We start from the raw sequence: 2,500 nt of genomic DNA on the forward strand, positions 1-2,500 counted from the left end.
CACCAGATCGGGTCCCCCTTCTCCCGAAGTTACGGGGGCATTTTGCCGAGTTCCTTAACCACAGTTCTCTCGATCGCCTCAGTATTCTCTACCTGACCACCTGTGTCGGTTTGGGGTACGGGCCGTGTACCAACTCACTAGAGGCTTTTCTCGGCAGCATAGGATCACTGAATTCACCTCAATCGGCTACGCATCACCTCTCAGGCACAAGTTGTGCGGATTTACCTACACAACGCCCTACAGGCTTACACCAGTACAACCACTGACTGGCCCAGCTACCTTCCTGCGTCACCCCATCGCTTGACTACTACAGCCAGGGTCATGCGCAGCCACTTCCGGCCTCCCGAAGGAGGTCCATCCGCTTTTGGGCACTTAGCACAACTGATTCGCCATTGGGCGCGGATACACGGGTACGGGAATATCAACCCGTTGTCCATCGACTACGCCTGTCGGCCTCGCCTTAGGTCCCGACTCACCCTGGGCGGATTAACCTGGCCCAGGAACCCTTGGTCATTCGGCGGACGAGTTTCTCACTCGTCTTTCGCTACTCATGCCTGCATTCTCACTCGCACAGCCTCCACAACTAGGTCACCCCGCTGCTTCCACGGCTGCACGACGCTCCCCTACCCATCCACACCACTACACAATCTCCCGTAGAAGAAAGTCGATGTCATGTGTGAATGCCGCGGCTTCGGCGGTGTACTTGAGCCCCGCTACATTGTCGGCGCAGAATCACTTGACCAGTGAGCTATTACGCACTCTTTCAAGGATGGCTGCTTCTAAGCCAACCTCCTGGTTGTCTTCGCGACTCCACATCCTTTTCCACTTAGTACACGCTTAGGGGCCTTAGCCGGCGATCTGGGCTGTTTCCCTCTCGACTACGAAGCTTATCCCCCGCAGTCTCACTGCCACGCTCTCACACACCGGCATTCGGAGTTTGGCTGATTTCGGTAAGCTTGTAGGCCCCCTAGACCATCCAGTAGCTCTACCTCCGGTGTGAAACACGTGACGCTGCACCTAAATGCATTTCGGGGAGAACCAGCTATCACGGAGTTTGATTGGCCTTTCACCCCTACCCACAGCTCATCCCCTCAGTTTTCAACCTAAGTGGGTTCGGGCCTCCACGACGTCTTACCGTCGCTTCACCCTGGCCATGGGTAGATCACTCCGCTTCGGGTCTAGAACACGCGACTCAAAACGCCCTATTCGGACTCGCTTTCGCTACGGCTACCCCACACGGGTTAACCTCGCCACATGCCACTAACTCGCAGGCTCATTCTTCAAAAGGCACGCCATCACCCACCAGTCCAAAGACTGCGCAGGCCCTGACGGATTGTAAGCGCACGGTTTCAGGTACTATTTCACTCCCCTCCCGGGGTACTTTTCACCTTTCCCTCACGGTACTAGTCCGCTATCGGTCACCAGGGAGTATTCAGGCTTACCGGGTGGTCCCGGCAGATTCACAGCAGATTTCACGGGCCCGCTGCTACTCGGGCACCCACTACAACAGCCGTCATGTTTTCATTTACCGGACTATCACCGTCTATGGCAGGCCGTTCCAGACCACTTCAACTAACACAACGGTTTCTGACTGTCGCTCGACCCGGCAGAGTCAAGAAAGTGAGCCCCACTACCCCAGCCAGACAACAACTGCCGTCTATCACATCTAACTGGTTTAGCCTCATCCGCTTTCGCTCGCCACTACTCACGGAATCACTATTGTTTTCTCTTCCTGTGGGTACTGAGATGTTTCACTTCCCCACGTTCCCTCCACACACCCTATATATTCAGGCGCGGGTAACACGACATCACTCGTGCTGGGTTTCCCCATTCGGAAATCCTCGGATCTCAGCTCGGTTGACAGCTCCCCGAGGCTTATCGCAGCCTCCTACGTCCTTCATCGGCTCCTGGTGCCAAGGCATCCACCGAACGCTCTTAAACACTTACAAACAAAGATGCTCGCGTCCACTGTGCAGTTCTCAAACAACACACAAGACCAAACCCATACTCAGCACCAGCCAGAACAACACGTCCCGCGGTATGACTGAAGATCCAGCCTCGTCGTTATCTTGCCTGGAAAGAACGTCTGTTCTCTCAGGACCCAACAGTGTGTCGATATATCAACCACCAGCCGAAGACACAGCCTCGACCACACGCGGAAGAAATTGTCAGCGTTCCACCCATGAGCTCCACCGAACCACATTCGAGTTCGTAATGGCTCTGCCAACCCGTCATCACCTCTGTGACAACAGGGATTGGAGAATGCTCCTTAGAAAGGAGGTGATCCAGCCGCACCTTCCGGTACGGCTACCTTGTTACGACTTCGTCCCAATCGCCAATCCCACCTTCGACGGCTCCCTCCCACAAGGGGTTAGGCCACCGGCTTCGGGTGTTACCGACTTTCATGACGTGACGGGCGGTGTGTACAAGGCCCGGGAACGTATTCACCGCAGCGTTGCTGATCTGCGATTACTAGCGACTCCAACTTCACGGGGTCGAG

At 55.5% G+C, this 2,500-nt stretch carries 2 rRNA genes (1 of these 2 cut by a window edge); both read right to left on the reverse strand.

The window, feature by feature from the left end:
• Window positions 1-1,949 (reverse strand): 23S ribosomal RNA (locus AB0J29_RS37010); the annotation flags it as partial.
• A gap of 324 nt (window positions 1,950-2,273) precedes the next feature.
• A 16S ribosomal RNA gene (locus AB0J29_RS37015) occupies window positions 2,274-2,500 on the reverse strand; its annotated part runs 1,161 nt beyond the window's last position; the annotation flags it as partial.

This window comes from Nocardia sp. NPDC049707 (assembly GCF_040674855.1).
Lineage (GTDB): Bacteria > Actinomycetota > Actinomycetes > Mycobacteriales > Mycobacteriaceae > Nocardia.